The sequence below is a fragment of the Pseudaeromonas pectinilytica genome, from assembly GCF_054780855.1.
On the sequence record NZ_BAAGVN010000289.1, the window covers coordinates 1 to 8,191 of the forward strand.

The 8,191-nt window shown below is 45.4% G+C and carries 7 protein-coding genes; all 7 read right to left on the bottom strand.

Going from position 1 to position 8,191, the window contains the following annotated elements:
• On the bottom strand, positions 1 to 1,204 hold a 1,204-nt coding region (locus ACYVG7_RS11645), incomplete at its 3' end, for a phospholipase D-like domain-containing protein (RefSeq protein ID WP_460883279.1).
• A 12-nt stretch (positions 1,205 to 1,216) separates the two neighbouring features.
• Positions 1,217 to 2,326 (bottom strand): hypothetical protein, encoded by a 1,110-nt coding sequence (locus ACYVG7_RS11650; protein ID WP_379962566.1) that lies wholly within the window; start codon positions 2,324 to 2,326, stop codon positions 1,217 to 1,219.
• Positions 2,323 to 5,052, bottom strand: a complete 2,730-nt coding sequence (locus ACYVG7_RS11655; RefSeq protein ID WP_379962565.1) for a DEAD/DEAH box helicase family protein — start codon at positions 5,050 to 5,052, stop codon at positions 2,323 to 2,325. The genes ACYVG7_RS11650 and ACYVG7_RS11655 overlap by 4 nt, the downstream gene beginning before the upstream one ends.
• 328 nt (positions 5,053 to 5,380) lie before the next feature.
• Positions 5,381 to 5,767, bottom strand: a complete 387-nt coding sequence (gene traA, locus ACYVG7_RS11660; protein WP_275368415.1) for a TraA family conjugative transfer protein — start codon at positions 5,765 to 5,767, stop codon at positions 5,381 to 5,383.
• Positions 5,764 to 6,336, bottom strand: coding sequence for a TraV family lipoprotein (locus tag ACYVG7_RS11665; protein WP_460883280.1), 573 nt, complete (start codon positions 6,334 to 6,336; stop codon positions 5,764 to 5,766). The genes traA and ACYVG7_RS11665 overlap by 4 nt, the downstream gene beginning before the upstream one ends.
• A 74-nt stretch (positions 6,337 to 6,410) precedes the next feature.
• Positions 6,411 to 7,700: a TraB/VirB10 family protein gene (locus tag ACYVG7_RS11670; protein WP_032482156.1), complete on the bottom strand. Its 1,290-nt coding sequence runs from the start codon at positions 7,698 to 7,700 to the stop codon at positions 6,411 to 6,413.
• A 2-nt stretch (positions 7,701 to 7,702) separates the two neighbouring features.
• A partial coding sequence (locus ACYVG7_RS11675; protein ID WP_460883281.1) for a hypothetical protein occupies positions 7,703 to 8,191 on the bottom strand: 489 nt, incomplete at its 5' end.

Here is an 8,191-nt window from a genome sequence, read left to right on the forward strand (position 1 = left end):
AGAAAGACGCTATAAACGCGGGCAGAAAAATAGTGATCGGCATGATGTTATTGGCCGATCGACATGATGTTATTAGCCAACCACCGGAAATCATCCCTAGACTCATGTCGATGCTCAATTCATTGTGGCTATTAGTTAAAAACATATCTAAGCAGTTCATCAGCTCTTTTACCTGAGTACCGGTGAGTTTTACGCCTAACTCAAAGCCTTGATCCATACCATGCGTTTGAAAATTGGCCGACATCACCATGCCATGCATTCCATCTACTACAATCGCTTTGGCATGTAGCCATTTAAAACACATCACCGATGCTCCAGCCTGTTTCATAGCCAACAACGCTGGCATGGCTGCGGGTCTTTGGCGAGATAGAATGGTGACTTTTAGCCCCGACTTCGCACGTTCACATATTGCTTTTACAAGCTGATGGTCCTCTTGCCATCCAAAACTCGATATGATGAGTTCATTTTCCGCTTGATTGATCAACGCTAATGCGTGTTCCCTAATTCGAGCGTCTTCACTCGATGTGACCAGTATTTCAGCTAATTCCCTTGGATATCTGACATTGCCCGGCGACTTATATGCTGAGAATTCACCACGGCTTGTCATATGGTGCTGCGCACTCTCGAAGATTGCCCAACGGAACACATTCACGATCTCAGCTATTTGATGGTGTGAAAGCGAGACCCCCAGTTCTTCATTTCGTAAAAGTGCTTCTTCTGTAAGGTTTGCCGTTAAAAGCAACCCTTTAGCATTACCAGTCTCATGTAATGCGTCTATAACAACGGCTTTTGCGTGGAAATGCGGCGCAGATGCAAAGTGAACATGTCCAGACAATTTGTTTAACATTTCCTTATGCTGCACAAGACACTTCTTACCAAAGTCATCGTCAGGCACATCGCCATCAAGACGAGTCTCACATGCCAATAGTATGTACACACGAACTTTGCGCTTTGCAGCTTTTAGGACAGCAGATTCGACATTCTCATCAGCAAGCAAAAACGTACTAAGAATAACCGAGTGCTCAGCATTATCGATTAATTCGACAACTCTTGATTGCAGCTCATTGCAGAACAATGAGCTATTAATAGGTTGTGGATCAGATACCTGTTTAGGTAAAACAGGCAAAAGCACAGGGGGCAACTTGGTATTTGATTGATCAACAATCTTAGTTTCAGTCTTAGTAAACTTTTCAATTAGATTCATCACTATAATTCCTTATAGGTTCCAATCATGGGCTGCAATGACATGCCAGGTATGCTGATTTTGCTGGTCTTCTTCAGTCCAAAACTGATTTGCCAACTCAGCCCTATCAGGTAGTGTGAAATTCCAACTTTTAAAAGGTTCGAGTGCTTTTTCTCTCCAAACTTGGTACTTGCTATTAGTGGCATACATATTGATATTTTTCTCTAATCTCCATTTAGCCCACTTTTTAGCATCCAATTCAGTCAATGCTGATATAGAAATATTGTGTAACTTCATCGCATCAAACGAGCCCAACTTGTGAACAGATGGTCTTTTTACACTTACCTCGCGCTTCATATTGATTCGCTCAGATTCAGTAGTATTTTCAAAAACTACTGACAAGATTTCCGTTTGCTCATCCCATTGTTCAAGCAAGCCCTCACTATGCAGAAGTACTTTCAAAACTTGCTGACGACTGATTGGTTCAACCCGACGTGAAAATATAAGATCCTTTCCGCGCTTCACATCGACATTGCCATCAGTCACATTCCACTCGATGTAATACGGTTTTCCTTGAGGTGAGATGCGCTCACCTTTGAGTTCAATTTTATCAACGCGTACTTCCGAACCTCCACCTATTGGTTCAACCTTCAGGCCACGAACGTCTTTGACTATTTGAGGAATCTCAACGAGTCGCTTTGCTCTTTCATTTAGCTCTTTTCTGTATTTTCCAAGTCCGATCGACGCTGCACTAGGCTCTGTGTGCGCTTCAATAGTAAGAAGTGGATGAGGCAATAAAGGCTCATGACAAACGCAAAGGCTCCAACACCCATCCTCTGGCACTAGGATTTGACCTTTCTCAAGAGCAATCAGTCCTGATTCAGTGAGCCTGTATTGGTCTCGATTAGACTCAGCAAGCCCATATAATCGACATATGTTTAGTAACCTATCAGCAACGACACGACGTCCAATTTTGTCCCCAAATAAATGCTCGGAGCACTCAGCAGAACTCGCATTCGGATAATCTTGAAGGAATTGCAGCACGCAGTTAATTTCTGGACGGCTATCTGCCAGCGCGATTTCACCCTGTATGAGCCAACTTTCAGTCTTAATTTCTCGTTTTAGTATGATGTCCTGGCTCATAGTGCCTCCTGTGATTCAGTCTCGATTGTTGTAGACCAGTATGAATTGCTGGCAAAAGTACCTAACACACCCGATGCCTTTTGCATTGCAGGGCGGTTTCCGTACACAATGAGCTGATGCTTGGCCCTCGTAATTGCCACATTCAAGCGATTTGGACTTTCAAGAAAACTCGTGGGATGATTATTTGCGAAACTAAGCATGACAAAATCAGCCTCATGCCCCTGAAAACGGTCTACGGTACATATCTGAATATCAATATACGGTGAGGATTTTTCACCTCGATAGAAATGCCTTACTCCGTGATGATTTCCCGTCCACTTTCGTAAAGCTCGACGTATAGCTCGCTCTTGCGCCCGATAGAATGCCAAAACAGCAACTTCCCAAGGCTTTTGTTGGTTTTTCTCAACATTTGGGTTTGATTTTGCCCAAGAATCAAAGCGACTTAATTCTTTTAATATTTCTTCTACTTCAGCGGTGATTTCACCTTCTTTGCCTTTTCGACCTTTAACATCGTGCCATATACAACGATGTGAGCCGCTTCGGTATCCCCAGTCCCGCTTTTCAGCTTGGCCATCAGGACTTTGCAGTGCTTTTTCATGGTATATATGTACTCGGGAAAACTCGGCAATGTCTGGATGCATTCTGTGCTGGTAACTAAGCCGTATTTGTCGTTGATCCAAAACACTGGCTGGAAGCCCATCAGACAGAGCGGTGCCTTGTTTCTGATACTCTGTTCGTTCAAATCCAACTTGCAGTGATTCAAGAATAGAAGGCAGTGAGATCCTACGTACCCTGTCTATTGCAGTGAACGTGTCTTTTTCTGAGTCAAATGGTAGTAGCGCTTTGATATCTTCCTCTAACTTGTTAGCAGTTTTAGAACTTCCGTTAGATTCTGTATTTAGGCGCTGTTCGTACATACGAGCCAGTCGCCACGCTAGCTGAGATTCCCAGCTATCGGACTCGGTCTTGATTTTTGTACGAGTTAATCTCGAATGCGCTGCAAGTCGCATTTCTAACTTTTTCGGTATCGCAGGCAGCCCCCTTATGGTTGTCAAATCTAGGGGAAGGTGATTAGCATTCTGAGCGATGAACGCTGACGAACCAAGGACTACTGATGCGTAAGGTAGATCTGTCTTCGGACCTTTAGATGATGCGACCAATACATTTTTGGCCTTTGCTTGCTGATGATAAAATTCAATTGTCTTTTCATCGTCAGTGCAAACCAAGGATACTTCTCGTTTCTGAATATTGATTTGTCGAGCAGAGAAAATATCTGCGCATGCTTCTCGCTGATAACTATCCTGTAAACATGGCTGCAAATTTACTTCGGTAGCTTCATCATCAACATAAGGTGAAAGCTGTTTTGGGTCTCCCACCATGATCCAACGCTTGGCAAGTACCGCTGGCACCAAAAACTCTTGAAAAGTTGTTTTTGATGCTTCATCAATAATCATCACATCGAAGATTGGCGATGTTGATTGTTTATTTTTGATATCAGGATGCTGAAGCAAACCAATAGTTGTCCCGCAAACTAAATTCGCCGCTTCAAGAACAAGACGCTCAACAATATGTTTACCTTCACCGACCTTACTTTTAAGTAACTTCTGACTAACTGAAATGTGCGGTTGTTGCTGAAGATGTTTTAGCAATCTTGTGCGTTCAGTTTTAACAAACTCTTCCAATTGCCATGGCTTTGCCTTTTGAGAAACGCTTGATTTATCTCCAATCCGTACAGGCAACACCATGTCGCGATAAATATTTTCTTCAGACATCATTCGTTCAAGAACATTGTCAACAGCAACGTGTGTTGATGCACAAAGTAAGATCCGCTTACCTCGCTTTATGAATTGAAGAATCAGTTCGCAAATGGCTGTAGTTTTGCCAGATCCTGGGGGGCCTTCAAGGAAGGCAAAGTCTGGTGTATTGAGTGCAATATTTACAAACTCACGCTGCTGAGATGTACCCTCTCTTGCTCCATCGGTAAGAACGTAGTAGTCATCGTTAAATAAGTGCTCATCATAAGGAACATTCGGCCACTTAGCATGATCCTTACCTTCAAACAGCCTCAATAGCGGAAGATGGTGAATAGAAGGGGTGTCTTGTAAGCTTTGTAATGCATTAATCTGACACTTTAACTGGTATGTGTTTGGACGAATAACCAAATAGTCGTGGTCAGGTAAACGATCTAATAACAAGCTGTCATTCTCTACATTTCTGTCCAGGACTGAAATTGCGTTGGATTTATTGAATCCAACATTGCTTTGTGATTTCCCAGTCAAATGCCAACCATAACCGTCTGGACACTCATACGACGACAGCCCATTGCCTAATTCACTCGCAATTTCGTCCGCGTGCTCCTCAGTTGCATAAGCCATTTTAGCTTTACCGTGACTTCTACAATTTGGGCATTCTCTAGCGGCACTACCCACGGCTTTCCATCTAGCGGGGCTTGCTTCGTATACCGTGTCAGTACTTTCATCTAAAAAGAGCTTTAAGTTCTTTTCGAAATCACCGCAGTTATCGGTAGGCTCAACTAATTGTATCCATACTCCACTTTGAGCATCGTCCAGCTTTTCCCAAGCTATCGCTTTAACAGCCTTCGTACTTTCTAGGTATTTTCGAGTGGTGTCTAAATACTTATAAAAGTCACCAAGAGCACTCACTGCTTTACTAAGCAGGATGTCTGGCCTGTGAATTCCTAAGTTTGCGTATCTTAATAACGCCATGTTTCGTCCTTTGATCGAATAAGTTGTTCATCCTAAATATCAAGCATCGTGCCAACAACCTTCGATTTAAAGGCCTTATTAATTGCGCACCACTGAACAAACAAAGGTTTTTATAGGAAGGTATTTTTCACACCCTTTGGGTAAATTTATAACCTATAAGTACCATTTTGTACATCACATAACTCTCATGAAGCCAAGACATTGAAAAGAACCCAAACAGCTTTACTTTGGCTACTTCTAACTGAAACGCCGTCATGATAAACGGGTACGGGGTAGGATGACGCCCAAGCCGTCAGATATCTGGCCGCTTGGGCGTTTTTTCTTGCTATCAGGAGCCCAGTAAGACGGCGCTGATTGCTGGAACGGTTGTGCCAATAACGTCTTGAGTACTGGCAACAGCAGGTAAGGTTGCAGACATAACACTTTCAACGACTGTTGGCGTATTGTAGAGACCCATACCGCCACCAATGCCCAAGGCAAAGGCCATCAAGCTTTGGCGAGCGATACCGCCCACAATACCCACCAGTACCATGGCTCCCGCTACGATCCGTCCCAAAGTACCTTGGGTCCAGTCTTTTAGGGTATCCCACACATCGGTGAAAGCATCACCACCGGTGCCCGCAAATGAGGGCTCCGAAATCATTAACGCCATTAAACCAAGCGCACCAATGGTCATTAGGCGCTGAGTTTGAATGGTGCGAACTGCATTTGTCATTCGTTAGTTTCTCCGTAGATACTCAAGTTATCGCGCTTACCATCAGCTCCCGCTGAGGCTGAATCGCTTTGAGTCTGAAGTGGACGTAGCACTGGCGAAACCGTTCGAGGTGCTGACACCCCAATATCCCACCGGCGCGGTTCAATTTCGGTAAACACGTAGCTGGATAAATTCAGATCTCCACGGTCACCCTCCCAAGGCGCAATCCAAATTCGCATCACCCTTGAAGGAATGCGAATAGGTGCAGATTGCTGCGTCTCGGGTAATGCCGGATGGCTCAGCAGTCCTGTCTCTAAATCAGATTGTGAATACCCAGAGGGAGAACCAATTCGAGCCGCCACAGCATCAATCGTCTTGGGTGCAGCACCATTGCTGGTAAGCTCATAGACTTCACGAGCGGATAAACAGCGCACACCGTCAGGCATACCTGGGCATCCATATTCACTACTCCCAAGACCCAATGAACTACAGCCAGACAATAAGGTTGAGCCGACTGCCAATAAAAGTAATCCAGCTTTAGACCACTGTTTTGACTGGTGCTTTGGGTTGTTCTGCATTGATGTCGTCATGGTTAACTCTCCTCTGGATACACATCTTATTGTCTGAAACGGACTTCGATCGGTCAGCAACATGCAGGATTTTTTCATCTTCTTGCACCTCCCCCTTGCGAAGTGGCCAACGACAACGAGGCCCCACGAGTGACTATGACTTCAATTTTCCTTGCAGCGTCTACCTCTATGACTGGGAACATATTTTCAGCCATGTCCAGATAGAACTTGGCCACTCGATCCAATGCTTTACCAGTGCCTTTAATTGCAGCACCTTGTAATGCTTCTTGGCTCATGACTTGTTGGTACAGCTGAGTATCACCTGCATTACCCGTCTGAATCGTTGGTACAGGATTCACATCAAATGCGCCTGCCAAGCCCTGAAGGAATCCGGCCATCATCGATTTGGCCACCAGTTGGCCTTGTTTCGACACTAATCGGCCACGAATACCGGCTTTGCCGTCTTCACCTACGGCATAAGAATCCAGTCGTGTTTCAATGACGCCACCATCTTCTCTCACACATGAAATGGTCTCGCCTCGCAAATAAGCACGCTCAGAGCTCAAATCACCGTAACCTGCGGCGATCAAGAAACACTCTTTGATATCCGCTCTAAATCGGTTGGGTAAAATGGCTTCCTTTTGAATCCTCAGCAATGCAGGAAAAGGCTCACGTCTTGCGGACTCATGAGTAGGAGCATCCAAACCCGTGATCAAAGTACCCGAGATAATGCTGCCCGCCGGTAGATACAAAGGCGGCGCTTCTTGCACAACAACGTCTGGTTCGACAACCACTTCAGGCTCAATCATACGAATCGTGATTGGCGGCAATGGAACATCCCGAGCTCGTGTACCTTGGCCATTGGCTGGCTGCTGATAGAGCGGATCAGGAAGTGGCGCATTGGCAAAATAGTCGTCTGGGTTAGACGGCAATGGCTTTTCTTCTTTAGGCAATTCCATGGCAGATAAAGGCACTTCAAAGCGGCTATTTGTGCCTTCAACTGCAGCATCACCTCCAGCGCGAACATCATCAAGTTCCGCTCGAAGGCGGGCCAGCTCCGCATTGACTTCACTTGGTATAGAAGGCGAACCTGGGCTTAGCCGTCCTGAATCGACGTCACGACGCAAGCGCTCAACTTCACGACGTAACTGTTCATTGCGCTCACTGAGTAGTTTTACGTTCGCAGCCAAACTATCGACCCCAACATCACGAGTATTGGTATCCGTAAGAATGTGCCGGATCGTTTCCTGTCGGTTCCGACTACTTGAGTCATCGTCAGGATTAGGTGAAAACACCATCACCATAAGGATGAGACCACCAGCAATACCAGCAACCGATAGGCCCCGCTTCATGTTCGGGCTCATTTGTTCCCATTGTGCTTTCATCGTTATTCATCTCCCACAAGAAGCGAAGGTCGCTGACTTTCCACCGCTTCTTCACGATGATTGCGAACAACCACATACAACTCAGTCTTTTCACCCGGCAACAAGATATTGCGAGGCCAGTAGGCGCCCGCCACTATATCTGGTGAAGGACAGGCTATTTCACTGGCTTCTATCGGCTCATCGGCAAAGCTTTCAACCAGTCCTACATAGACGGTGAAGTAATGTCCCGTCACAATTTGCCCCTGCTTAAAACCAAACTTTAAGCCCGGCTGAAAACATTTCGGGCTTGTGTCAGTTTGGCCAGCTAAACGGATGTCATAGCCTTGTGGTAACTCATTTAGTGCAAGGCGTCTGAGTAAATCACGTAAGCTATCGACGTATGGCTGAGCCGTTTCCCAAGTGGCGGCTTTTGGCGCTGTTCCCTTTACGTGTTGGGGCAATCTATACTTGCAGTAAGTTCGCTGGACTGAGGTGCCCGCTATGGATACCAA